The organism is Winslowiella toletana (assembly GCF_017875465.1).
Lineage (GTDB): Bacteria > Pseudomonadota > Gammaproteobacteria > Enterobacterales > Enterobacteriaceae > Erwinia > Erwinia toletana.
This window is the reverse complement of record NZ_JAGGMQ010000001.1, coordinates 919,495-942,190: the sequence shown is the minus strand read 5'-3', so window position 1 is coordinate 942,190 and position 22,696 is coordinate 919,495. Positions and strand designations below refer to the sequence as shown.

The following is a 22,696-nucleotide window of genomic DNA, read 5'->3' as shown; positions in this document are numbered from 1 at the left end:
ACGGACCAGATTTCTATCCACAGCGCCGGCAGGTTATGGTTTAATGAGCCACATTTACGGCCTGCTGAAGTCGCTTTCAGCAGCAACAAGAAAACTGGTTTCACCAGGTTCAAACAGAAAGGTCATCAATGAGCTGGATTGAACGAATTCTCAACAAGAGCACCATCACCCCTTCGCGCAAGGCAAGTATTCCTGAAGGGGTCTGGACAAAGTGTGACAGCTGTGGTCAGGTTCTCTACCGCGCCGAGCTGGAACGCAATCTGGAAGTCTGCCCGAAATGCGATCACCATATGCGTATGCATGGACGCGATCGTCTGCACAGTTTACTGGATGAAGGTACGCTGGTAGAGCTGGGTAGCGAGCTGGAGCCAAAGGATCTGCTCAAGTTCCGGGATTCAAAAAAATATAAAGATCGCCTGGCGGCTGCACAGAAAGAGACAGGCGAGAAAGATGCCCTGATTGTGATGAAGGGTACGCTGCATGGCAACCCGATTGTCGCAGCGGCCTTTGAGTTCTCCTTTATGGGCGGCTCAATGGGTTCCGTGGTCGGTGCGCGCTTTGTGCGTGCGGTTGAGCAGGCGCTGGAAGATAACTGTCCGATGATCTGTTTCTCGGCCAGTGGCGGCGCACGTATGCAGGAAGCGTTACAGTCGCTGATGCAGATGGCGAAAACCAGCGCAGCGCTGGCGAAATTGCAGGAACGCGGTCTGCCGTATATTTCGGTACTGACTGACCCTACCATGGGTGGGGTTTCCGCCAGTTTTGCGATGCTGGGCGATCTGAATATCGCCGAGCCAAAAGCGCTGATCGGCTTTGCCGGCCCGCGTGTAATTGAGCAGACCGTGCGTGAAAAACTGCCGCCGGGCTTCCAGCGCAGTGAGTTCCTGATTGAGAAAGGCGCGATTGATATGATCGTGCGTCGTCCGGAACTGCGTCTGAAGCTGGCCAGTATCCTCGCGAAATTGATGAATCTGCCACAGCCGCAGCCAGATGTGGAAGAGGTTGCCGCTGAGGCGTCCTCCGAGAGCCACGAGGCCTGACAGATGATGGAGAGGTGCAGTGTTTGTCGATACGGCGATGCTGTACCTTTCACCAATGAACCGTAACGTTGTGAACGGGACACATGGATAATCTTCACCTTCCTCAAGCCACGTCGCCTTTGGCCACGTGGCTTTATTATCTTGAGCATTTACATGCTCAGGCTATCGAACTCGGGCTGGATCGTATTCAGCGCGTCGCGCAACAACTCGACCTGTTAAAACCTGCGCCGATGGTGTTTACCGTTGCCGGGACTAACGGCAAAGGCACCACCTGCCGCACCCTGGAAACCCTGCTGATGGCCGCGGGCTATCGCGTTGGCGTCTACAGCTCGCCGCATCTGCTGCGTTATACCGAGCGCGTGCGCATTCAGGGCGCAGAGCTGGCTGAATCAGCGCATACCGCCAGTTTTGCCGCTATCGAAGCCGGGCGCGGTGAAACCTCCTTAACCTATTTTGAGTACGGCACCTTGTCGGCATTAATGCTGTTTAAGCAGGCGGCGCTGGATGTGGTTATTCTCGAAGTCGGGCTGGGCGGGCGTCTTGACGCCACCAATATTGTCGATGCCGATGTGGCGGTGATCACCAGTATTGCGCTCGACCACACCGACTGGCTGGGACCGGACCGTGAAAGCATCGGCCGTGAAAAAGCCGGTGTGTTTCGTGCTGGCAAACCGGCGGTCGTTGGCGAGCCGGAGATGCCGCAGTCCATTGCACAGATTGCCGCCGATGTTGGCGCTAACTTATTGCAGCGCGATCGTGACTGGCATTACACGCGGGAGAGCAATAGCTGGACCTTCAGTGACCGCCATGGCAGCCTGGCGAATCTGCCGTTGCCGCAGGTGCCGCTGCCGAATGCCGCCACTGCCTTAGCCGCGCTGCGTGCTTCGGCGCTTAACGTGGATGAAAGCCTGATCCGTAACTGGCTGGATAAAGCGATTCTGCCGGGGCGTTTTCAGACCGTCGCCACTGAGCCGCGCGTCATCCTTGATGTGGCCCATAACCCCCATGCCGCCAGCTATCTCGCCGCTCGTCTGGCGGAGTTGCCGCAGCAGGGCAAAGTGCATGCGGTCGTCGGCATGCTGCATGATAAAGATATTGCCGGAACCCTTGCGTGTTTAATGCCGCAGGTGGATAACTGGTACTGTGCGCCACTTGAAGGGCCGCGCGGCGCCACTGCCGCGCAGCTGATGGCGCATCTGCCGGCAGCGCAGGGCTTTGCCAGCGTCACGGATGCCTGGCAGGCGGCGCTTCAGCAGGCGCAGAAACACGATATTGTGCTGGTGTGCGGGTCGTTCCACACCGTGGCACAGGTAATGGAAGCGATGGAAACGGAGAACGGAAGTGGCAAGTAAGTTTCAGAACCGTTTAGTCGGAACCGTAATTCTGGTCGCCGTGGGCGTAATTGTGTTGCCCGGTTTGCTGGACGGCAAGAAAAAGCACTACAAAGAGGAGTTTGCGGCGATCCCGCTGGTGCCAAAACCGGATGATCAGCAGGATACCGATATGGTGCCACCGGTAAGTCAGTCATTGCCTGCCCAGCCGCCGGAAGGTGCGGGCGACGCAGTGGCTGGCGATAGCGACGAAGCGTCGCAACCGGCGGACAGCGGCGCCACTATGCCGCAGAGCCACAGTCAGCCGACGGTGGTTTCGCCACCGCCGATGCAGTCTTCGCAGCAGCAGCAACAGCCGAAACCGCTGACGCCGCCGAAGCCGAAGCCGGTGGAGCAGCCAAAACCTCAGCCGCAGCCTAAACCTCAGCCGCAGCCTAAACCGGTTGAGCAGCCGAAACCGGAAACTAAACCGGAAACGAAGCCGCAGGAGCAGGCGCCGGGCGGTCAGGCATATGTGGTGCAGCTGGGGGCGCTGAAAAACGCCAGCAAAGTGAATGAGATTGTCGCGCAGCTGCGTTTATCGGGATATCGTGCTTACACCGTGCCATCAACGCCGGTGCAGGGGCAGATTACCCGCATTTATGTCGGCCCGGATGCATCGAAAGCGAAGATGCAGGCGGCAGTCGGCGAATTGCAGGGGATTTCCGGGCTTGGCGGGGTTGTAAAACCCTACAGCGCGCGTTAACAACGGGAGCCGATAACGGCTCCCCTACGGTGTTCCAGATATGCTGGTCGCAGGGGCGGGTTATCGCAGTTGTGCCGATAATTTGCACTAAATGCGCTTTTTTTCACCGCTCCTTTTTATTTGGCCTGGCAAAGGAAAACGCTACGCAAACGTTTTCTTTTTCTGTTAGAATTCGCCCCGAACTGGATGCAGGGGCATTGTCACTGGAAGAGTTCATGGTCTGGATAGATTACGTCATTATTGCGGTTGTCGGTTTTTCGGCTCTGGTTAGCCTGATCCGTGGGTTTGTTCGGGAAGCGTTATCTCTCGTCACCTGGGGATGCGCATTCTTTGTCGCCAGTCATTACTACTCCTTTCTTGCCGTCTGGTTCACAGGTTTTGAAGACGAACTGGTTCGCAATGGAATTGCCATTGGCATACTCTTTATCGCTACGCTGGTTGTAGGTGCGATAGTGAACTATGTGATTGGCTCCCTGGTCGAAAAGACCGGCCTGTCAGGTACCGACAGGGTGTTGGGCGTCTGTTTCGGGGCACTGCGTGGCGTACTGATTGTATCTGCTATGCTGTTCTTCCTCGACACATTCACCGGGTTCTCCAAAAGCCCGGACTGGCAACAGTCTCAGCTGGTTCCCCAGTTCAGTTACATCATCAGGTGGTTCTTTGACTACCTGCAAAGCACGTCGAGTTTTTTACCCCGGTAATCGCACCGGGAGTGCGGCTTATGAGGATATGACAACATGTGCGGTATTGTCGGTATCACCGGTTTCGCGCCGGTAAACCAGTCGATTTATGACGCGTTAACGGTGCTTCAGCACCGTGGCCAGGATGCGGCAGGCATCGTTACCATCGATGCACTGAACTGCTTCCGTCTGCGTAAAGCTAACGGTCTGGTCAGCGATGTATTTGAAGCGCGTCATATGCAGCGCCTGCAGGGAAATATGGGTATCGGTCACGTCCGTTATCCGACCGCCGGAAGCTCCAGTGCTTCTGAAGCGCAGCCCTTCTACGTTAACTCCCCTTACGGCATTACCCTTGCACATAACGGCAACCTGACTAACGCACATGAACTGCGTAAGCAGCTGTTTGAGAGCGGTCGTCGTCACGTCAACACTACTTCTGATTCAGAAATTCTGCTGAATATCTTTGCGCAGGAACTGGATCGCTTCCAGCACTACCCACTGGAAGCAGAAAACATTTTTGCAGCGGTGGCGGCTGTGCATCAGAAGGTGCGCGGCGCTTACGCTGTGGTGTTAATGATTATCGGCCACGGCATGGTGGCTTTCCGCGATCCAAACGGCATCCGCCCGCTGGTGATCGGTAAGCGCGCGATGAACGATGGACGCGTTGAGTATATGGTCGCCTCCGAAAGCGTGGCGCTGGATACGCTGGGCTTTGAATTCCTGCGCGATGTTGCGCCAGGTGAAGCGGTGTACATCACTGAGAAAGGCCAGCTCTCAACCCGTCAGTGCGCGGAAAACCCGAAAAGTAATCCGTGTCTGTTCGAGTATGTCTATTTTGCGCGTCCGGACTCCTTTATCGACAAAATTTCCGTCTACAGCGCCCGTGTTCGCATGGGCACCAAGCTGGGCGCGAAGATTGCGCGTGAATGGGAAGATCTGGATATCGATGTGGTGATCCCGATTCCGGAGACCTCCTGCGATATCGCGCTGGAGATTGCCGGAATTCTGAATAAGCCCTATCGTCAGGGCTTTGTGAAGAACCGCTACGTTGGCCGTACCTTTATTATGCCGGGTCAGCTGCAGCGTCGCAGCGCGGTTCGCCGTAAGCTGAACGCCAACCGTGCAGAGTTCCGTGATAAGAACGTGCTGCTGGTGGATGACTCCATTGTGCGTGGCACCACTTCTGAGCAGATTATCGAGATGGCGCGTGAAGCTGGCGCGAAGAAAGTCTATCTGGCCTCTGCGGCGCCGGAAATTCGCTTCCCGAACGTCTATGGTATCGATATGCCCAGCGCCACCGAGCTGATTGCTCATGGCCGTGAAGTGGAAGAGATTCGCCAGATCATCGGCGCTGATGCGCTGATTTTCCAGGATCTTAGCGACCTGATTGACGCGGTGAGTGAAGAGAACCCGGATATCGTGCAGTTTGAGTGCTCGGTATTTAACGGAATCTACGTCACCAAAGATGTCGATCAGCAGTATCTTGAGTATCTCCAGTCCCTGCGTAATGACGATGCCAAAGCGATGGCGCGTCAGAATGAAGTGGAAAACCTTGAGATGCACAACGAAGGTTAATTTTGTACAGTTGTAGGGGCGGCGTTCTCGCCGCCCTTTTTTTTGGCTTGCACCATGCTCGCCAGCTAAACGGGAGCCGAAAACGGCTCCCCTACAATACAAGGCAATACTATGAAGCGACTCATTATTGGCATTTCCGGCGCCAGCGGTGTGATTTATGGCGTGCGCATGTTGCAGATCCTGCAGCAGGTCGCGGAAGTGGAAACCCATCTGGTGATGAGTCAGGCGGCGCGGCAGACGCTGGCGCTGGAAAGCGACTATTCAGTGCGTGATGTGCAGGCGCTGGCCGATGTGGTGCATGATGTGCGTGATATCGCCGCCACTATCTCTTCCGGTTCGTTTAAAACCGATGGCATGATGATCCTGCCCTGTTCGATAAAAACCCTCTCCGGCATTGTCCACAGTTATACCGACGGCTTACTGACGCGTGCAGCGGATGTGGTGCTAAAAGAGCGCCGTCGGCTGGTGCTGTGCGTGCGTGAAACGCCGCTGCACCTTGGCCATTTACGCCTGATGACCAGCGCGGCGGAACTGGGCGCGATTATTATGCCGCCGGTGCCGGCGTTTTATCACCGGCCGGAAAATGTGCAGCAGATTATTGACCAGACGCTTAATCGGGTGCTCGATCAGTTTGATATTTCCCTGCCACAGGATCTGTTTACGCGATGGCAGGGAGCATAGTGGTGCAACGCCTGCATCATTTCAGTGCAGTATTTTGGGGTGGATCACTTTTCGTGCATCGCACGCACCAAAATGCAACATAATTCCCTTTTCATGATTACAACCCTGTTATATTTTTCTCGACATACTAAGCGTTTGAGCCATTTTCTCGCCTTACGCTGAGTTGAAGCTCTTTGTACCGCGTCAAGCCACAGAACTGGCATGAAATCTGCAAAACAAAGAGCGCAAACACATCACGTAAACCATAACAAAAAGCACTTTACTTGAGGGTAATCTATGAAAAAGCAGGTCCTGGCTCTTTCTCTGTTGCTGGCCTTCTCCAGCGCAAGCAGTGTTTTCGCTGCCGTGCCAAAAAATCTGCGTATCGGAACCGATCCGACCTATGCGCCGTTTGAATCAAAAAACGCGCAGGGTCAGCTGGTCGGTTTTGACATCGATCTGGCCAACGAGATTTGCAAACGCATTGCAACCAAATGTACCTATGTCGAAAGCGATTTTGACGCGCTGATCCCCTCACTGAAAGCGAAGAAGATCGATGCGATTATCTCTTCACTGTCGATTACCGAAAAGCGCCAGCAGGAGATTGCCTTCTCAGAAAAACTGTACGCGGCTAACTCGCGTCTGATTGCGCCGAAAGGTTCGCCAATTCAGCCGACTATCGAGTCGCTGAAGGGCAAAAATGTCGGTCTGCTGCAGGGCACCACGCAGGAAACCTACGCGAATCAGTACTGGCGTCCAAAAGGCATCACAGTGACTCCTTATGCCAACCAGGATCTGGTGTATCAGGATCTGACCGCCGGTCGTATCGACGCCGCATTCCAGGATGAAGTCGCCGCCAGCGAAGGCTTCCTGAAACAACCAGTGGGCAAAGACTATGCGTTCGCCGGTCCGGCAGTAAAAGATAACGCCATCTTCGGCGTGGGTACCGGTATGGGCATGCGTAAAGATGATACCGAGCTGAAAGCGGCAATCGATAAAGCGTTTGCTGAGATGCGCAAAGACGGTACTTACGACAAGCTGGCGAAGAAGTATTTTGATTTTGATGTATACGGTGGCTAAGTAACACCTGTCGTCAAAGTGATGGCTGCGCAGCAGCCGTCACTTTGCATCTCCGACTTAATACGACAGGATCATATCCATGCTGTATGGTTACTCCGAAGTAATTTTGAAAGGCGCAGCGGTAACGCTGGAGCTGGCGCTCAGTTCGTTGCTGATTGCCGTGGTGCTGGGACTGATTGGCGCCGGCGCCAAACTGTCGAAAAACCGTCTGGTTGCACTGATTTTTGAAGGCTACACCACGCTGATCCGCGGTGTTCCCGATCTGGTACTGATGCTGCTGATCTTCTACGGTTTGCAGATCGCCCTCAACCAACTCACCGATGCATTAGGTCTGTCGCAATTTGATATTGACCCGATGGTGGCCGGTATTATTACCCTTGGCTTTATCTATGGCGCCTACTTTACCGAAACCTTCCGTGGCGCCTATCTGGCGGTGCCGAGAGGTCAGATCGAGGCGGCAACCGCGTTTGGTTTTACCGGTTCACAAGTGTTCCGGCGCATTCTGTTTCCGGGGATGATGCGCTTTGCGCTGCCGGGCATCGGTAATAACTGGCAGGTTATCCTGAAAGCGACGGCGCTGGTGTCATTACTCGGCCTCGAAGATGTGGTGAAAGCTACGCAGCTGGCGGGGAAAAGTACCTGGCAACCGTTCTGGTTTGCGATTGTCGCCGGGGTGATCTATCTGGTGTTTACCACGCTGTCTAACGGCGTGCTGTGGTGGCTTGAACGTCGCTACTCGGTGGGTGTAAGAAGGGCTGAGTTATGATCGAAATTATCAATGAGTACTGGAAAGCCCTGCTCTGGACCGACGGTTACCGCTTTACCGGCGTCGCCATCACCCTGTGGTTGCTGATTATCTCGGTGGTGCTCGGCGGCTGTCTGGCGGTATTGCTGGCGATTGCGCGCGTGTCGTCTAATCGCGCGGTGCAGTTTCCGGTATGGCTGTTTACCTATGTGTTCCGCGGTACGCCGCTGTATGTGCAGTTGCTGGTGTTCTATTCCGGCATGTACACGCTGGAAGTGGTGAAGGGCACCGAGTTGCTCAACGCCTTTTTCCGTAGCGGCCTGAACTGTACGCTGCTGGCGCTGACGCTAAACACCTGCGCCTATACCACCGAGATTTTTGCTGGCGCGATCCGCGCGGTGCCGCACGGTGAGATTGAAGCGGCGCGCGCTTACGGCTTCTCAACCTTTAAACTCTATCGTTGCATTATTTTGCCTTCCGCGCTGCGTACCGCGCTGCCGGCATACAGTAACGAAGTGATTCTGATGCTGCACTCCACCGCCCTGGCGTTTACCGCCACCGTGCCGGACTTGCTGAAAGTGGCGCGCGATATCAACTCGGCGACCTATCAGCCGTTTACCGCCTTTGGTATCGCTGCCGTGCTGTATCTGATTATCTCTTATGTGTTAATCAGCCTGTTCCGCCTGGCGGAAAAGCGCTGGCTGGCGCATGTTAAACCCTCATCGACCCATTGAGTAAGTATCACTATGGCCGAAAATAAATTACAGGTAACTGAACTCCATAAACGTTATGGGGAACATGAGGTGCTGAAGGGCGTTTCGTTGCAGGCGCAGGCCGGTGACGTCATCAGTATTATTGGTTCATCAGGATCCGGGAAAAGTACGTTTTTACGCTGCATTAATTTCCTCGAAAAACCGAGCGAAGGCACCATTTCGGTGAATAACCAGATGATCACGCTGGTGCGTGACCACGATGGTCAGCTGAAAGTGTCGAATAAAGAGCAGTTGCGGATGCTGCGCACCCGTCTGACCATGGTGTTTCAGCACTTCAATCTCTGGAGCCATATGACGGTGCTGGAGAATGTGATGGAAGCGCCGATTCAGGTGCTGGGCCTGAGCAAGCAGGAAGCGCGCGATCGTGCTATCCGCTATCTCGATAAGGTCGGCATTGACGAGCGGGCGCGTGGCAAATATCCGGCGCATCTGTCGGGTGGACAGCAGCAGCGTGTATCAATTGCGCGTGCGCTGGCGATGGAGCCTGAAGTGCTGCTGTTTGATGAGCCGACCTCAGCGCTGGATCCGGAGCTGGTGGGCGAAGTGCTGCGCATTATGCAGAAACTGGCGGAAGAGGGTAAAACCATGGTGGTGGTCACCCACGAAATGGAGTTTGCGCGCCATGTTTCCAGCCATGTGATTTTCCTGCATCAGGGGAAAATCGAAGAGGAGGGCCCGCCGGATGAAGTGTTTAATAATCCGAAGAGCACCCGTCTGCAGCAGTTTTTATCCGGCGCACTAAAGTAATTCTGCGGGGCGGGCACACCGCCCCTAAACGACATCGGCTAACGCCCGATCCAGCTCAAACCAGCGAAAACCAAATCCCGACTCCTCCAGCCGCTTTGGCAGCACATGCTGACCACCCAATACCAGCACGGCAGATTCACCCATCATCAGCTTAATCGCGCTGGCAGGGGTGCGCATAAAGGCCGGGCGGTGCATTACATGACCGAGGGTGGCGGCAAACTGTTCGTTGCGCACTGCATAAGGCGCAACCATATTAAACGGACCGCGCAGCTGCGGATTATCCAGCAGCCAGAGAATAGCGTTCAGCATATCGTCGAGATGAATCCACGGCATATACTGCTTGCCGCTGCCGAGCGGGCCGCCAATGCCGAGCTTAAACGGCAGCTTAATTTTCGCCAGCGCGCCACCATGTTTTGCCAGCACCACGCCGGTACGCAGCAGGCAGACGCGGGTGCGTTCGCTTTCTGCGGTTAACGCCAGCGCTTCCCAGCGTGCGCAGAGCTGGTGGGTAAACTCATCATGCCCCGGATCGTCTTCCGTCAGCACCAGTTCGCCGGTATCGCCATAAAAACCGGTGGCGGAGCCGGAGATCAGCACCGCAGGCGGCTGGCTGCTGGCCTTAATCAGCGTGGCCAGCCGTTCGGTGATCTGCCAGCGGCTGTCACACAGCAGCTGTTTTTGTTGATCACTCCAGCGCTTATCGGCAATAGGTTCGCCTGCCAGATTGATTACCGCGTCGATGCCATTAAGATCCTGTTGCTGCGCCAGGCCCGACCACAGCGTCACCGCCGCATCGAGCTTCGCGCGTGCAGCGGCCACATCGCGCGTCACCACGCTGACCTGATGGCCGGATTGCAACAGACGAGGTATCAGATGGCTGCCGATTAAGCCGGTACCGCCAGTCAGTAAAATATGCATGCTGAATATCCTTATGCGTTGTTTGACAGCATGTTTTCAGCATAGAAGAGAACCGCCAGAAGAGTGTGATATTCGTCAGAGATGGCTATTAAATCCGGGCAAGCGCCAGTGCGCGCTGTGTCGCCGGACGGATGCGGATGCGCTCAAACCAGTTGCGAACCGCCGTATAGTCCGCCAGATCGATGCGCTGGCGCTCGTGCGAGTTAACCCATGGCCAGATAGCCATATCCGCGATGCTGTAGTGTTCTCCGGCGATCCACGGCTTTTTCTCCAGCTGGCTGTTCAGTACGCCATACAGGCGCTGTGTCTCAACCTGGAAACGTTCAATCGCGTAAGGTACCGGTTGTGGTGCGAAATGGTTGAAATGGTGGTTCTGACCGAGCATCGGACCAAAGCCGCCCATCTGCCAGAATAACCATTGCAGGGTGGCGGTGCGTTCACGCAGTTCGGCGCTGAGGAACTTGCCGCTTTTCTCGGCGAGATAGAGCAAAATCGCGCCGGATTCAAACAGATTAATCGGGGCGCCGCCATCAACCGGCTGATGATCGACGATGGCCGGTATTTTGTTGTTTGGGGCGATAGCCAGAAATTCGGGCGTAAACTGCTCGCCTTTGCCAATATTCACCCGATGAAGCTGGTAAGGCAGGCCCGCTTCTTCAAGAAAAAGGGTGATTTTGTGGCCATTAGGCGTGCCGGCATAATAGAGGTCAATCATATTCACTCCGAATAAAATCAGACGTTAACGGTTCTTTCTTCAGCAATATAGAGCAATTATCCGCGGGTTTAAAGGCGCGTTTGTGCGGCTTGCAGACGCTGAAAATTCACCTTAATGCTGATTGCCTTCCGGGCTAAAAATCGGTAAACAGGTGTGACAAATGCGTCAGTCATCAGTTATCAGTCAGCGTAAAGGAAGCGAAATGGATCATCCGAATATTACCCTGTGGTCAGATGCCAGTTTCTTCAGCCCCTATGTTATGTCGGTGTATGTGGCTTTAACCGAGAAGGGGATCCCCTTTTCTTTGCAAGCTGTCGATCTGGCTGCTGCCGAACATCTGGGTAGTGGTTATCGTCAGATCTCGCTGACCGCCCGCGTGCCGACTTTGCAGCTGGACCACTTCCTGTTAAGCGAGTCCTCGGCGATTGCGGAGTATCTGGAAGAGCGTTTTCCGGCGCCGGAGTTTGATCGGCTCTATCCGCGTGATGCTGAGAAACGGGCGCGGGCGCGTGAGATTCAGGCGTGGTTACGCAGTGATTTACTGGCGTTGCGCGCGGAACGTCCGACCGAAGTGCTGTTTGCCGGCGAAAAATTTGCCCCGCTTTCCGCTGCGGGCAGCCATGCAGCGCAGAAACTGATTGCTGTCGCAGAGCGTCTGCTGGTGGACGGACAGCAGAATCTGTTTGGCGAATGGTCCATTGCCGACACCGATTTAGCGATTATGATCAACCGTCTGGCGCTGCACGGCGACGCTTTACCTGAAAAGCTCGCCGACTACGCCTTTTTCCAGTGGCAACGTGCCTCTGTGCAGCTGTGGTTGGCGGAATCGGGCAAAACACGCTAACTCAGTGCATCGCATATTGCGTCCGGAAAGATTAGCCATTATTTTAGGCGGTTGCGACAATGATACGCGCAACAATGCGCAGAACAGAAAAGGGTTACTGATGGTGGAGCAAAGTCAGGCTGCCGGAACAGAGTGGGTCGATATCGTTAACGAAGATAACGAGGTTATTGCCCAGTCAAGTCGGGCTCAGATGCGTGCACAATGTTTGCGTCATCGTGCGACCTACATCGTGGTTCACGATGGTATGGGTAAAATACTGGTGCAGCGCCGTACCGAAAGCAAAGATTTTATGCCGGGGATGCTGGATGCTACCGCCGGTGGTGTGGTGCAGAGTGGCGAAGTACTGCTGGAGTCTGCACGTCGTGAAGCAGAAGAGGAGCTTGGCATCGCTGATGTGCCTTTTGCCGAGCATGGTCTGTTCTATTTCGAAGATAGCCATTGTCGCGTCTGGGGCGGGCTGTTCAGTTGTGTTTCTCATGGCCCCTTTGCCATGCAGGAAGAAGAAGTGGCGGAGATCTTCTGGATGACGCCGGAAGAGATCACCAGCCGCTGTGATGAGTTCACCCCGGATTCACTGAAAGCGCTCGCATTATGGCTCAGCCGTAATAAAGAGCAAAACTAGCCGCGCAGGCTTTATCCCTCCGCTGGAGGGATAAGGTCGGGTAATATTATTATCCTGATAATTGTAAATTAAATAACGTTACTTCCCTCGCTCAATCGTTTATCAATAACCCTCTTTTTTAATTAACTAAATATTGCCAGCATATAAAGGCTGGATTATGGTTGCGTGGTAGGGATAGTGGTATTCACAATATTTAATATTATAGGGATGATAAATATGACACGCAAAATTATCGGCCTTTTTCTGGTACTGATGGCCGGCGCAGCCAGCTTCAGCAGCGCTTATGCATGTAATCTGACCTGGCCTCATGCGGCGGATTACTGCCACGAACACTGTAAATATAATACGTCGGATATTTCCCGCTTTATTTGCGAGTTGGGTAGTAAACCCTCACATCAATAAAATTTACCCGACGTAAGGTCTGCCCTTGCGTCGGGGTATTTGTGGGCGATTTATATGTCGTCAATCATAATAACGATAAGTATTTTTATTTTTCATTTTACATCAGCCAAGGATAAACATTATGAACAGAAAAATAATTGCACTAATGCTGTTGGGAATCAGTGGACTGGCAGGTACCGGCAATGCACTTGCCTGTATGGTGTTACCGACAATTGCTGCTGAAATCTGTATTAAACTTTGTGACAATGTGCCCAATCCGGTGGGGAAAGCGATTTGTAAGTTAGGGCAGAGCGAGCATAAAGCATAACTACGCCAGGACAGGAATAACGAATAAAACCGCCTGCGGCGCCGCAGGCGGTTTTTTTACAACTTAGCCTTCAGCCTGGGCAGACTGAATCGCCGTCAGAGCGATGGTATAGACGATATCGTCAACCAGCGCGCCGCGTGACAGATCGTTGACCGGTTTGCGCATACCCTGCAACATCGGACCGATGGAGATCAGATCCGCAGAGCGCTGCACCGCTTTATAAGTGGTGTTACCGGTGTTGAGGTCCGGGAAGATAAACACCGTAGCACGACCGGCAACCGGTGAGTCTGGCGCTTTTGATTTGGCGACATCCGCCATAATCGCCGCGTCATACTGCAACGGACCGTCAATCACCAGATCCGGGCGTTTTTCCTGTGCGATACGCGTGGCTTCACGCACTTTTTCCACATCGCTACCGGCGCCAGAGGTGCCGGTTGAGTACGAGATCATCGCAACGCGTGGATCGATACCAAATGCCGCTGCGGAGTCAGCAGACTGGATCGCAATCTCGGCCAGCTGTTCAGAGGTCGGATCCGGGTTGATGGCGCAGTCGCCATATACCAGAACCTGTTCCGGCAGCAGCATAAAGAACACCGAAGAGACCAGTGAACTGTTTGGCGCGGTTTTGATCAGCTGCAGCGGTGGACGGATGGTGTTGGCGGTGGTGTGGATAGCGCCTGACACCAGGCCATCAACTTCGCTCTGCTCCAGCATCAGAGTGCCCAGCACAACGTTATCTTCCAGCTGCTCACGGGCAACCACTTCGGTCATCCCTTTGCTCTTACGCAGCTCGACCAGGCGGGCAACGTAATTTTCACGCACCGCTTCCGGATCGACGATATCGATGCCGACGCCCAGTTCGACACCCTGCAGGGTGGCGACACGCTGAATCTCTTCCGGATTACCCAGCAGCACGCAGTGGGCGATACCACGTTCCGCACAGATCGCGGCGGCTTTCACGGTACGCGGCTCTTCACCTTCCGGCAGCACAATGCGTTTACCGGCTTTACGCGCCAGCTCGGTCAGCTGATAGCGGAAGGCTGGTGGCGACAGGCGACGGCTGCGCTCGGAAGCGGCGGTCAGAGATTCAATCCAGTCGGCATCGATATGGCTGGCAACATACTCCTGCACGCGCTCGATACGCTGAGTGTCGTCGCTCGGCACTTCCAGGTTAAAGCTTTGCAGGCTCAGTGAGGTCTGCCAGGTATTGGTATTCACCATAAATACCGGTAAACCGGTCTGGAACGCGCGCTCACAGAGTTTATTAATACGGTCGTCAATCTCATAACCGCCGGTCAGCAGAATCGCGCCGATCTCCACGCCGTTCATCGCCGCCAGACAGGCGGCAACCAGCACGTCCGGACGATCCGCCGAGGTCACCAGCAGTGAACCCGGGCGGAAATGTTCCAGCATATGCGGAATGCTGCGGGCGCAGAAGGTCACTGATTTTACACGGCGGGTGTTGATATCCCCTTCATTGATAATGCGCGCATTCAGATGGCGGCACATATCAATAGCGCGGGTAGCAATCAGCTCAAAGCTCCATGGCACGCAGCCAAGAATTGGCAGCGGGCTGTTGGCAAACAGCTGCTTGGGATCGATATTCGCGACGCTGGCTTTGTTGGAGTCATCAAAAATTTCTGACAGATCGGGGCGGGTGCGACCCTGCTCATCGACCGGTGCATTCAGTTTGTTGATGATCACGCCGGTAATACTTTTGTTTTTGCTGCCGCCAAAGCTGCTTTGCGTCAGTTCGATACGCTCTTTCAGTTGAGCAGGTGAATCGTTACCCAGTGCGGTAACAAACACAATTTCCGCATTCAGGGTTTTAGCGATTTCATAGTTCAGCGCGCTGGCGAACTGATGTTTACGCGTTGGCACTAAACCTTCAACCAGTACCACTTCCGCATCTTTAGTATTTTCATGATAGCGGGCAATGATCTCTTCCATCAGCACGTCTTGCTGGTTCGAGCCCAGCAGGGATTCCACACGTGACATCTGCAGCGGTTCGGCTGCCGGGATAGAGGAGTTGCGGCGGATAATGGTGGTGGTCTGGTCTGGTGCATTGCCACCGGTGCGCGGCTGCGCGATAGGTTTAAAGACGCTGAGACGAACGCCCTTACGTTCCATCGCGCGGATAACGCCAAGGCTGACGCTGGTCAGGCCGACGCTGGTGCCGGTTGGAATCAACATAATAGTACGTGACACGGTTAACCTCTCAGGTGTTGCGTGGTGTTCAAAACAACTCCGTCAGCCTGGGCTGACGGAGGAGAAGCATTAAGCAGTCAGACGCGCGGCGTCCTGAGCGATGACCCACTCTTCGTTGGTTGGGATCACCACCGCAGGGCGGGTGCCCTCTTTATGGATAAAGCCGGATTTGCCAAAGCGTGCGGCCAGGTTGCGTTCATGATCGACTTCGAAGCCCAGCAGCGCCAGTTTCGCCAGTGACAGTTCACGCACCATCGCGGCATTTTCACCGATACCACCGGTGAATACCACCGCATCAAGACGACCATCCATCAGTGCGCTGTAAGAACCGATATATTTTGCCAGGCGGTGGCAGAATACGTCCATTGCACGTTTAGCATCTTCTTTGGTGGTGTAGTTATCTTCGACATAACGGCAGTCGCTGGTGACTTCAGTCAGGCCCAGCAGGCCAGACTCTTTGGTCAGCAGCTTGTTGATCGCATCCACGCTCATACCCAGCGTATCATGCAGGAAGAAGATAATCGCCGGATCGATATCGCCACTGCGGGTACCCATCACCAGACCTTCCAGCGGCGTCAGACCCATTGAGGTGTCCACACATACGCCGTTGCGAATAGCAGAAACCGAACCGCCGTTACCGAGGTGGCAGGTGATCACGTTCAGCTCTTCAATCGGCTTGTTCAGCATTTTGGCTGCTTCGTGTGACACATAGTAGTGGCTGGTGCCGTGTGCGCCGTAGCGACGTACGCCATGCTCTTTGTATAGTTTGTACGGCAGGGCGTAAAGGTACGACTCTTCCGGCATAGTCTGATGGAAAGCCGTATCAAAAACTGCGACATTCTTATCAGAGAGGTGCGGGAAGTTTTTCATCGCTTCGTCGATACCAATCAGATGCGCCGGGTTATGCAGCGGTGCAAAAGAAGAAGCGTCTTTGATGCCCTGAACCACAGCGTCAGTAATGACGACAGATTGCGTCAGTTTTTCGCCGCCATGAACGATGCGATGACCAATTGCAGCAATTTGTGCAGAAAGCTCAGGTTTTTGTGCCAGAATAGTTTTAACCATGAAGTTGAGTGCTTCGCTATGTGCTGCACCCGCTCCCAGAGCCGCTTCTTGTTTAGCGCCGTCCATTTTCCACTTGATACGTGCTTCAGGCAGGTGGAAACATTCGGCGAGGCCAGACAAATACTCTTCGCCGTCTGCCGGGTTGAGAATAGCAAATTTCAGGGAAGAACTACCGCAGTTCAGAACCAGTACTAACTTACTCGACATGGAAGTACCTATTGATTAAAAGTGGCTAAAATAAACTCGATCAGACTATCAGCGTAGCGCATGAAAGCTGGTAGATTAATGATTAAAATCATATTGACGGGAAAAGAAGGGCTGTCCCGTTAAAAAAACTTGGTGATTTTGCAATTTTTTTTGAAATCGGGCTTAACTAATGATGGCTTTGCCATCGGCAGACATGGATTGCTCACTATCCAGGGTGCGAAAATTCGCGCTCAGAATACCTGACAGTCACTCTTAAAGACAAAATATTTTGAAGTGTGTAATGTAAAGTTGTTTGGTTACGTGATTTTTTTAAACTTTATCGATGAAGTTGAGGTTTGCCATGGCTAATCAATCCGAGTCCGTCAGCTGGTTCAAGGTGTTCCAGCTAGGCCAGCACTATATGAAAACATGGCCTGCTGATAAGCGTCTGGCGCCAGTGTTTCCGGAAAACCGTATCAGCCGGGCAACGCGCTTTGCGATTCGCTTTATGCCTGCACTGGCGGTGTTTACCCTGACCTGGCAAATCGCACTCGGTGGCCAGCTTGGCCCGGCGGTGGCGACGGCGCTGTTCGCCTGTACCCTGCCTATGCAGGGACTATGGTGGCTCGGTAAACGCTCCGTAACGCCATTGCCGCCAACCCTGCTGAACTGGTTTCATGAAGTGCGCAGCAAATTACAGGAAGCCGGGCAGGCGATTGCGCCGGTCGAAGGTAAACCCACCTATCAGTCGCTGGCTGAAGTGCTGAAACGTGCTTTTAAGCAGCTCGACAAAACCTTTCTTGACGATCTTTGAGCTGCAGCAGGGGTCTCCACCGTTAAAAAAAGGTGGAAACCCCGCGCCAAATCAAAGAAGCATCGGCTTGCGATACCGCGTTTTTCTCCGTTGTGCGATCCTTGGTCATCTCTCATAAATTTACTACTGTCCCCGGTGACACAGGAGTTAAAAATGGAAATGACCAATGCCCAGCGTTTGATCCTCTCCAATCAGTACAAGATGATGACCATGCTCGATCCTGATAATGGCGAGCGCTATCGCCGCCAGCAGACGATTGTTGAGCGTGGATACGGTTTGCAGATGCGCGAGCTGGATCGCGAGTTCGGTGAACTGAGCGAAGAGGTGTGTCGCACCATTATCAATATTATGGAAATGCATCACGCGATGCATGTTTCCTGGACCAATCTGAAAGACAGTCGCGAGCTGGAAGAGCGTCGTCTCGCTTTCCTCGGTTTTGATGCGGCGACAGAAGCGCGTTATCTCGGCTATGTGCGTTTTATGGTCAACGTCGAAGGGCGCTATACCCAGTTTGATTCCGGCACCCATGGCTTTAATGCACAAACCCCGATGTGGGAAAAATACCATCGTATGCTGACGGTATGGCAAACTTGTCCTCGTCAGTACCATCTGAGTGCGAACGAGATCGCGCAAATCATTAACGCCTGAGAAGGAAACGCAAGTGAAGTGTAAAGGTTTTCTGTTTGATTTAGACGGCACCCTGGTTGACTCATTACCTGCTGTCGAACGCGCATGGAGCAACTGGGGCAAAAGACACGGAATTGATGCCGCAGAGATTCTGAATTTTATCCATGGTAAACAGGCGATTACCTCACTGCGTCACTTTATGGCTGGTGCGTCTGAAGACGAAATCCAGAAAGAGTTTCTGGCACTGGAAAAAATTGAAGCGGAAGACACTGACGGTATCGTAGCGCTGCCGGGGGCGCAGCAGCTGCTGGCGACGCTGGATGAGCTGGCGATCCCGTGGGCGATTGTCACCTCGGGTTCAGTGCCGGTGGCCTCTGCGCGCCGTGCCGCCACCGGTTTACCAGAACCGGAAGTGTTTGTTACCGCTGAGCGTGTGCTGCGCGGTAAACCGGAGCCGGATGCCTACCTGCTCGGTGCGCAGCTGCTCGAACTGGAGCCGGAAGAGTGTGTGGTAGTGGAAGATGCTGGCGCCGGTATTCTCTCCGGTCTGGCTGCAGGCAGTCATGTGATTGCGGTAAATCCACCGGCGCATGCGCCGCGTCTGGAAGATGTCGATATGGTGCTCGCCTCGCTGGAGGAGCTGATTATCAACAAAAATGCTGACGGCACGGTAGATGTCTACCGCAAGCACTAAGCATGATTTAACCCCGCACCAGCGGGGTTAATTTTATGGCATCCTCTGCATAACCTCCCTCCATTGCAGAGATTGAAGTGAATAACCAACTTATCTGGGTGCTTGCGCTGTTGATCGTCACCATCCTGCTGTTTGTCAGCGGCAAATTGCGCATGGATGTGGTGGCGCTGCTGGTGATTATCGTGTTTGTGCTGAGTGGCACCCTGACGCTGCAGGAAGCTACCGCCGGTTTTAGCGATCCCAATGTGATTCTGATTGCTGCGCTGTTTGTGATTGGTGAGGGACTGGTGCGCACCGGGGTGGCGGTGCAGATGGGGGAGTGGCTGGTTAGAATGGCGGGCAGCAGTGAAAGTAAAATGCTGATCCTGCTGATGTTTACCGTCGCCGGACTGGGAGCGTTTATGAGTTCCACCGGCGTGGTGGCAATTTTTATCCCGGTGGTGCTGAGTGTGGCGGCGAAAATGGGCGCTGCGCCAGGACGCCTGATGATGCCGCTAAGCTTTGCTGGTTTAATTAGCGGCATGATGACGCTGGTGGCGACGCCGCCCAACCTGGTAGTTAACAGCGAGCTTCAGCGCGAAGGTTTGCCGGGTTTTGGCTTTTTTGCCGTTACGCCGATTGGGCTGGTGGTTTTACTGCTGGGTGTGGCGTATATGCTGGTGGCGCGCTGGTGGCTGGTACTGCCGTCGGAACAGCATCAGCAGAGCGCCGCCCGTCATCGTCGCACCTTCCGCGATCTGATCCGGGATTACAAACTTACCGGACGCGCGCGACGCCTGTCGGTTCGTGTCGGTTCCCCGCTGATCGGGCACCGGCTTGACGATCTGCAACTGCGCGAGCGCTACGGCGCCAATGTGGTGGGGCTGGAGCGCTGGCATAAATTCCGCCGGGTGATGGTGGCGGTTACCGGCAGCACCGAGTTCCGCGCGCGTGATGTACTGCTGATTGATATGTCCGCTGCCTATATCGATCTGCGCGAGTTCTGCGCCGAACAGCTGCTGGAGCCGCTGGTGTTACGTGGTGACTATTTTTCCGATCGCGCGCGCGATGTCGGTATGGCCGAAGTCTCGCTGATACCGGATTCAGAATTGCCAGGCAAAACTCTGCGCGAGCTGGCGTTCCGCAGCCGCTATGGCGTCAGCGTGGTGGGTATTCGTCGTCGCGGCGAGGTGCTGGACGGTTCGCTGGTCGATGAGACGCTGGAGCTGGGCGATATCTTGCTGGTGATTGGCGACTGGAAACTGATTATGCAGTTACAGCAGCAGAAGCGTGATTTTATTGTGCTGAATCTGCCAGCAGAAGTCGACGATATGGCACCGGCCAGCAGTCAGGCGCCCCATGCGCTGTTCTGTCTGGCGCTGATGGTGGCGATGATGCTGACAGAGTCGATCCCCAATCCGATTGCTGCGCTGATTGCCTGCCTGCTGATGGGACGCTTTCGCTGTATCGATATGGAGAGTGCGCTGCGCGCTATCCACTGGCCGGGCATTATTCTGATTGTCGGTATGATGCCGTTTGCCATTGCGCTGCAGAAAACCGGCGGCGTGGCGCTAATCGTGCAGGGGTTAATGGATATTGCAGGCGGCAGCGGCCCGCATATTATGCTGATCTGTCTGTTTATACTCTGCGCCACCATCGGGCTGTTTATCTCCAATACCGCCACGGCGGTACTGATGGCGCCAATTGGTATTGCCGCCGCGCACCAGATGGCGCTGTCGCCTTATCCGTTTACCATGATTATCGCCATCGCTGCGTCGGCCGCCTTTATGACCCCGGTATCCTCGCCGGTGAATACGCTGGTGATGGCGCCAGGCGGCTACCGTTTTAGCGATTTTGTTAAAATTGGCGTGCCTTTTACGCTGCTGGTGCTGGTGGTAAGCGTGTTGCTGGTGCCGCTGCTGTTTCCGTTTTGATTAAGAAGGCGGGCGGCGAAAACGCCGCCCATAATATCAGAGCGGGGTATCCTGGCTAATCTCATCCAGCGACAGGTTAAAGCTCGGCACAAACACCTCAATAAAATAGTCCATCTCCGGACTGCGGCGCTGCTCAAGGGTCTTCTCCAGGCGTGCTTTAGCCTGACGGAACTCATTATTGCCCGCCGACAGCTCCTCCAGACACTTCAGATAAGCGCAAAGGGCATCGGCCTGTTTCACGATGGCGGTCTCTTCCGGCGCATGCCGATGCTCATCCAGTAATGGCCGAAACGCCTCCTGCAAATCATCCGGCAGCATCTCAATCAGCTTTTGCTGGGCAATTTTCTCAATCTTTTTATATTCATGCGCAATCTGCGCATTGTAATACTTCACCGGGGTAGGCAGGTCACCGGTTAACACTTCGCTGGCGTCGTGATACAGCGCCAGCAGCACGATGCGTTCGACATTCAGCTGACCGCCAGACTTCTGATTTTTAATCAGCGCCAGTACATGGGCGACCATCGCCACCTGCAAACTGTGCTCAGAGACATTTTCGGTGCGCACATTGCGCATCAGCGGCCAGCGATTGATTAATTTCAGGCGGGAAAGGTGGGCGAAAAAGTGGCTTTGATGCATAAATATCTCTCCTGTTAAGCAGAAGGGCGGCGTAATCGCCGCCCCTACAGGAATTTTCCACGGGAGTCGGTATCGGCTCCCATCCCGTTGCAGATCGGTTACTGACGATAGCCTTCCAGGAAACGGCCAAATTTACCGACGGCCATTTCCAGTTCATCCACGCGCGGCAGGGTGACGATACGCACATGATCCGGCCACGGCCAGTTAAATGCGCTGCCCTGCACCAGCAGCACTTTTTCCTGTAGCAGGAAATCCAGCACCATTTTCTGGTCATCGTGAATATTAAAACGCTTCGCATCGATGCGCGGGAACATATACAGCGCGCCCTGCGGTTTCACGCAGCTGACGCCAGGAATCTCGTTAATCAGCTCCCAGGCGCGCTGGCGCTGCTCATACAGGCGGCCACCCGGCACGATAAACTCACTGATGCTCTGATAGCCACCGAGTGCGGTCTGGATAGCGTGCTGTGCCGGTACGTTGGCGCACAGGCGCATCGACGCCAGCATCTCCAGCCCTTCAATATAGCCTTTGGCGTGTTTTTTCGGTCCGTTAAGCACCATCCAGCCCTGACGGAAGCCCGCCACGCGGTAGGTCTTCGACAGTCCGTTAAAGGTAATGGTCAGCAGATCCGGCGCCAGTGCGGCAATAGAGTGATGTTGCGCCGCATCATAAAGAATTTTGTCATAGATCTCGTCGGCGAAGATGATCAGATTATGCTGGCGCGCCAGCTCGACCACTTCCATCAGCAATTCTTTGCTGTAGACCGCACCGGTCGGATTATTCGGGTTAATAATCACAATGCCGCGGGTGCGCGGCGTGATTTTGCTGCGGATATCGTCGAGATCCGGGAACCAGCCCGCCGACTCATCGCACAGGTAATGCACCGCTTTGCCACTGGAAAGGGAGACCGCAGCGGTCCACAGCGGATAGTCAGGCGCAGGCACCAGCATTTCATCGCCGCTGTTCAGCAACGCCTGCATGGACTGCACAATCAGTTCTGACACGCCGTTACCGATATAGATATCTTCCACGGTAATCTCACGCATGCCGCGCGCCTGATAGTGCTGCATTATGGCTTTACGGGCGGAGTAGAGACCTTTCGAATCGCAATAACCCTGTGCGCTGGGCAGGTTGCGAATCACATCGACCAGGATTTCATCGGGCGCTTCAAAGCCGAAGGGGGCCGGGTTACCGATATTAAGTTTGAGGACTTTATTGCCTTCCTCTTCCAGACGTTTTGCTTCTTTTAACACCGGGCCGCGAATGTCGTAACAGACGTTATCCAGTTTTCCTGATTTATCAATTTGAAAGTTCATCTACATCGCCTTAACTGGCAGAGCCGCGTTCCTGCCGTGGAAAATAACTCGCA

Annotated in this window: 23 protein-coding genes; 17 read left to right on the top strand and 6 right to left on the bottom strand. The window is 54.3% G+C overall.

Annotated features, from left to right (window positions below):
- Positions 1 to 128 precede the first annotated feature (128 nt).
- The 10 genes from accD to hisP all read left to right on the top strand — a co-directional run bounded on the left by accD (position 129) and on the right by hisP (position 9,376).
- Positions 129 to 1,040 carry an acetyl-CoA carboxylase, carboxyltransferase subunit beta gene (gene accD / locus J2125_RS04335; protein ID WP_017803398.1) on the top strand — a complete coding sequence of 304 codons (912 nt, stop codon included), beginning with the start codon at positions 129 to 131 and terminating at the stop codon, positions 1,038 to 1,040.
- 83 nt (positions 1,041 to 1,123) lie between these two features.
- Complete coding sequence (gene folC / locus J2125_RS04330; RefSeq protein WP_026112024.1) at positions 1,124 to 2,392, top strand: bifunctional tetrahydrofolate synthase/dihydrofolate synthase; 1,269 nt, start codon at positions 1,124 to 1,126, stop codon at positions 2,390 to 2,392.
- Entirely contained in the window at positions 2,382 to 3,116 is a 735-nt protein-coding gene (gene dedD, locus J2125_RS04325) for a cell division protein DedD (protein ID WP_017803400.1), read from the top strand. Before folC ends, dedD begins: the two co-directional genes overlap by 11 nt.
- 215 nt (positions 3,117 to 3,331) lie before the next feature.
- Positions 3,332 to 3,817, top strand: a complete 486-nt coding sequence (cvpA, locus tag J2125_RS04320; RefSeq protein ID WP_017803401.1) for a colicin V production protein — start codon at positions 3,332 to 3,334, stop codon at positions 3,815 to 3,817.
- 36 nt (positions 3,818 to 3,853) lie between these two features.
- Positions 3,854 to 5,371 carry an amidophosphoribosyltransferase gene (purF, locus tag J2125_RS04315; protein WP_017803402.1) on the top strand — a complete coding sequence of 506 codons (1,518 nt, stop codon included), beginning with the start codon at positions 3,854 to 3,856 and terminating at the stop codon, positions 5,369 to 5,371.
- A gap of 111 nt (positions 5,372 to 5,482) precedes the next feature.
- Entirely contained in the window at positions 5,483 to 6,052 is a 570-nt protein-coding gene (locus J2125_RS04310; RefSeq protein ID WP_017803403.1) for a UbiX family flavin prenyltransferase, read from the top strand.
- Between the two features lie 276 nt (positions 6,053 to 6,328).
- Complete coding sequence (gene hisJ, locus J2125_RS04305; RefSeq protein WP_017803404.1) at positions 6,329 to 7,111, top strand: histidine ABC transporter substrate-binding protein HisJ; 783 nt, start codon at positions 6,329 to 6,331, stop codon at positions 7,109 to 7,111.
- A 79-nt stretch (positions 7,112 to 7,190) separates the two neighbouring features.
- Positions 7,191 to 7,877 carry a histidine ABC transporter permease HisQ gene (locus J2125_RS04300; RefSeq protein WP_017803405.1) on the top strand — a complete coding sequence of 229 codons (687 nt, stop codon included), beginning with the start codon at positions 7,191 to 7,193 and terminating at the stop codon, positions 7,875 to 7,877.
- Complete coding sequence (locus J2125_RS04295) at positions 7,874 to 8,590, top strand: ABC transporter permease (protein WP_017803406.1); 717 nt, start codon at positions 7,874 to 7,876, stop codon at positions 8,588 to 8,590. The genes J2125_RS04300 and J2125_RS04295 overlap by 4 nt, the downstream gene beginning before the upstream one ends.
- Before the next feature lie 12 nt (positions 8,591 to 8,602).
- Positions 8,603 to 9,376 (top strand): histidine ABC transporter ATP-binding protein HisP, encoded by a 774-nt coding sequence (gene hisP / locus J2125_RS04290; protein ID WP_017803407.1) that lies wholly within the window; start codon positions 8,603 to 8,605, stop codon positions 9,374 to 9,376.
- 24 nt (positions 9,377 to 9,400) lie between these two features.
- On the opposite strand, the gene J2125_RS04285 is transcribed toward hisP, so the two are convergent.
- Both J2125_RS04285 and yfcG read right to left on the bottom strand, forming a co-directional pair.
- On the bottom strand, positions 9,401 to 10,294 hold the full coding sequence (locus tag J2125_RS04285) for a TIGR01777 family oxidoreductase (protein ID WP_017803408.1): 894 nt from the start codon (positions 10,292 to 10,294) through the stop codon (positions 9,401 to 9,403).
- A gap of 88 nt (positions 10,295 to 10,382) precedes the next feature.
- On the bottom strand, positions 10,383 to 11,009 hold the full coding sequence (gene yfcG, locus J2125_RS04280; RefSeq protein ID WP_017803409.1) for a GSH-dependent disulfide bond oxidoreductase: 627 nt from the start codon (positions 11,007 to 11,009) through the stop codon (positions 10,383 to 10,385).
- Positions 11,010 to 11,211: 202 nt separating this feature from the next.
- On the opposite strand from yfcG, the gene yfcF reads away from it, so the two are divergent.
- From yfcF to J2125_RS04265, 3 genes are all read left to right on the top strand, one after another.
- Positions 11,212 to 11,853, top strand: a complete 642-nt coding sequence (yfcF, locus tag J2125_RS04275; protein ID WP_026112025.1) for a glutathione transferase — start codon at positions 11,212 to 11,214, stop codon at positions 11,851 to 11,853.
- 100 nt (positions 11,854 to 11,953) lie between these two features.
- Positions 11,954 to 12,475 (top strand): NUDIX hydrolase YfcD, encoded by a 522-nt coding sequence (gene yfcD / locus J2125_RS04270; protein WP_017803411.1) that lies wholly within the window; start codon positions 11,954 to 11,956, stop codon positions 12,473 to 12,475.
- A 523-nt stretch (positions 12,476 to 12,998) separates the two neighbouring features.
- A complete protein-coding gene (locus J2125_RS04265; RefSeq protein ID WP_017803413.1) occupies positions 12,999 to 13,184 on the top strand; it encodes a hypothetical protein in 186 nt (61 codons plus the stop codon).
- A gap of 63 nt (positions 13,185 to 13,247) precedes the next feature.
- Here the strand turns inward: J2125_RS04265 and pta are convergent, their stop codons facing one another.
- Positions 13,248 to 15,377, bottom strand: a complete 2,130-nt coding sequence (pta, locus tag J2125_RS04260) for a phosphate acetyltransferase (RefSeq protein ID WP_017803414.1) — start codon at positions 15,375 to 15,377, stop codon at positions 13,248 to 13,250.
- Positions 15,378 to 15,461: 84 nt separating this feature from the next.
- Positions 15,462 to 16,664, bottom strand: a complete 1,203-nt coding sequence (gene ackA / locus J2125_RS04255; protein WP_026112027.1) for an acetate kinase — start codon at positions 16,662 to 16,664, stop codon at positions 15,462 to 15,464.
- Between the two features lie 340 nt (positions 16,665 to 17,004).
- Between ackA and yfbV the strand changes: the two genes are divergently transcribed.
- The 4 genes from yfbV to J2125_RS04235 all read left to right on the top strand — a co-directional run bounded on the left by yfbV (position 17,005) and on the right by J2125_RS04235 (position 20,691).
- On the top strand, positions 17,005 to 17,457 hold the full coding sequence (yfbV, locus tag J2125_RS04250) for a terminus macrodomain insulation protein YfbV (RefSeq protein WP_017803416.1): 453 nt from the start codon (positions 17,005 to 17,007) through the stop codon (positions 17,455 to 17,457).
- A 153-nt stretch (positions 17,458 to 17,610) separates the two neighbouring features.
- Entirely contained in the window at positions 17,611 to 18,105 is a 495-nt protein-coding gene (locus J2125_RS04245; protein ID WP_017803417.1) for a YfbU family protein, read from the top strand.
- 13 nt (positions 18,106 to 18,118) lie between these two features.
- Positions 18,119 to 18,778 carry a sugar phosphatase gene (locus tag J2125_RS04240; RefSeq protein ID WP_017803418.1) on the top strand — a complete coding sequence of 220 codons (660 nt, stop codon included), beginning with the start codon at positions 18,119 to 18,121 and terminating at the stop codon, positions 18,776 to 18,778.
- Between the two features lie 77 nt (positions 18,779 to 18,855).
- Positions 18,856 to 20,691 carry an SLC13 family permease gene (locus J2125_RS04235; RefSeq protein ID WP_209499467.1) on the top strand — a complete coding sequence of 612 codons (1,836 nt, stop codon included), beginning with the start codon at positions 18,856 to 18,858 and terminating at the stop codon, positions 20,689 to 20,691.
- A 36-nt stretch (positions 20,692 to 20,727) separates the two neighbouring features.
- Here the strand turns inward: J2125_RS04235 and yfbR are convergent, their stop codons facing one another.
- Both yfbR and J2125_RS04225 read right to left on the bottom strand, forming a co-directional pair.
- Positions 20,728 to 21,327 carry a 5'-deoxynucleotidase gene (gene yfbR, locus J2125_RS04230; protein ID WP_017803420.1) on the bottom strand — a complete coding sequence of 200 codons (600 nt, stop codon included), beginning with the start codon at positions 21,325 to 21,327 and terminating at the stop codon, positions 20,728 to 20,730.
- Positions 21,328 to 21,425: 98 nt separating this feature from the next.
- Complete coding sequence (locus J2125_RS04225) at positions 21,426 to 22,643, bottom strand: pyridoxal phosphate-dependent aminotransferase (RefSeq protein ID WP_017803421.1); 1,218 nt, start codon at positions 22,641 to 22,643, stop codon at positions 21,426 to 21,428.
- Between the last annotated feature and the right edge of the window lie 53 nt (positions 22,644 to 22,696).

Excerpts from the sequence above, each read along its gene's own strand:
- accD (WP_017803398.1), top strand. The coding sequence starts at position 129 with ATGAGCTGGATTGAACGAATTCTCAACAAGAGCACCATCACCCCTTCG.
- folC (WP_026112024.1), top strand. The coding sequence starts at position 1,124 with ATGGATAATCTTCACCTTCCTCAAGCCACGTCGCCTTTGGCCACGTGG.
- cvpA (WP_017803401.1), top strand. The coding sequence starts at position 3,332 with ATGGTCTGGATAGATTACGTCATTATTGCGGTTGTCGGTTTTTCGGCT.
- purF (WP_017803402.1), top strand. The coding sequence starts at position 3,854 with ATGTGCGGTATTGTCGGTATCACCGGTTTCGCGCCGGTAAACCAGTCG.
- J2125_RS04310 (WP_017803403.1), top strand. The coding sequence starts at position 5,483 with ATGAAGCGACTCATTATTGGCATTTCCGGCGCCAGCGGTGTGATTTAT.
- hisJ (WP_017803404.1), top strand. The coding sequence starts at position 6,329 with ATGAAAAAGCAGGTCCTGGCTCTTTCTCTGTTGCTGGCCTTCTCCAGC.
- J2125_RS04300 (WP_017803405.1), top strand. The coding sequence starts at position 7,191 with ATGCTGTATGGTTACTCCGAAGTAATTTTGAAAGGCGCAGCGGTAACG.
- J2125_RS04295 (WP_017803406.1), top strand. The coding sequence starts at position 7,874 with ATGATCGAAATTATCAATGAGTACTGGAAAGCCCTGCTCTGGACCGAC.
- hisP (WP_017803407.1), top strand. The coding sequence starts at position 8,603 with ATGGCCGAAAATAAATTACAGGTAACTGAACTCCATAAACGTTATGGG.
- J2125_RS04285 (WP_017803408.1), bottom strand. The coding sequence starts at position 10,294 with ATGCATATTTTACTGACTGGCGGTACCGGCTTAATCGGCAGCCATCTG.
- yfcG (WP_017803409.1), bottom strand. The coding sequence starts at position 11,009 with ATGATTGACCTCTATTATGCCGGCACGCCTAATGGCCACAAAATCACC.
- yfcF (WP_026112025.1), top strand. The coding sequence starts at position 11,212 with ATGGATCATCCGAATATTACCCTGTGGTCAGATGCCAGTTTCTTCAGC.
- yfcD (WP_017803411.1), top strand. The coding sequence starts at position 11,954 with ATGGTGGAGCAAAGTCAGGCTGCCGGAACAGAGTGGGTCGATATCGTT.
- J2125_RS04265 (WP_017803413.1), top strand. The coding sequence starts at position 12,999 with ATGAACAGAAAAATAATTGCACTAATGCTGTTGGGAATCAGTGGACTG.
- pta (WP_017803414.1), bottom strand. The coding sequence starts at position 15,377 with ATGTTGATTCCAACCGGCACCAGCGTCGGCCTGACCAGCGTCAGCCTT.
- ackA (WP_026112027.1), bottom strand. The coding sequence starts at position 16,664 with ATGTCGAGTAAGTTAGTACTGGTTCTGAACTGCGGTAGTTCTTCCCTG.
- yfbV (WP_017803416.1), top strand. The coding sequence starts at position 17,005 with ATGGCTAATCAATCCGAGTCCGTCAGCTGGTTCAAGGTGTTCCAGCTA.
- J2125_RS04245 (WP_017803417.1), top strand. The coding sequence starts at position 17,611 with ATGGAAATGACCAATGCCCAGCGTTTGATCCTCTCCAATCAGTACAAG.
- yfbR (WP_017803420.1), bottom strand. The coding sequence starts at position 21,327 with ATGCATCAAAGCCACTTTTTCGCCCACCTTTCCCGCCTGAAATTAATC.
- J2125_RS04225 (WP_017803421.1), bottom strand. The coding sequence starts at position 22,643 with ATGAACTTTCAAATTGATAAATCAGGAAAACTGGATAACGTCTGTTAC.